The sequence below is a fragment of the Bradyrhizobium sp. 2TAF24 genome (genome assembly GCF_052115025.1).
Taxonomy (GTDB): Bacteria; Pseudomonadota; Alphaproteobacteria; order Rhizobiales; family Xanthobacteraceae; genus Bradyrhizobium_A.
Map to the genome: position 1 here is coordinate 1 of NZ_JBFRFW010000075.1, position 614 is coordinate 614.

The 614-nt window shown below is 68.0% G+C and carries 1 protein-coding gene; it reads right to left on the reverse strand.

From position 1 onward, the window contains the following. Positions 1-614, reverse strand: a 614-nt coding sequence (locus AB4Z37_RS32980) for a TRAP transporter large permease subunit (protein ID WP_441520881.1), incomplete at both ends; no start/stop codon positions are given.

Genomic DNA, 614 nt, shown 5'->3' on the forward strand with positions numbered 1-614 from the left:
GGCAGGAAGCCAGGGCGCACCCGGCCGATGATGGCGATGGTGATCATGTGCATGGCGATCGCCAGCAGGCCCGGAATGATGCCGGCAACGAACAGCTTGCCGATGTCCTGCTGGGTGATGATACCGTACACGGCGAGCACCGTCGACGGCGGCAGCATSGCGCCGAGCGTGCCGCCGACCGCGATGACGCCGGTGGCGAACGACTGCGGATAGTTGAAGCGCCGCATCTCGGGATAGGCCACCGCCGAGAACGTCGCGGCGGTCGCCACCGACGAGCCGGAGATCGCGGCGAAGCCGCCGCAGGCGGCGATGGTGGCAATGCCGAGGCCGCCGCGCCAGTGGCCGACGAAGGTGTTGGCGGCGCGGAACAATTCGCGGCTGATGCCGGACACCGACACGAAGGCGCCCATCAGCAGGAACATCGGGATGACGCCGAAGGTGTAGTCGGTGACCGTGCGCATGGTGGTCTGGCCGACGAGCTTGAGCGCCGGGCCAAAGCCAGTCAGGTAGCCGAAGCCGGTGACGCCGACGAGGCCCATGGCCATGCCGACCGGCACGCGCAGCAGCATCAGAACGAACAGGGTGACGAAGCCGAGGACGGCGACGGTTTCAGG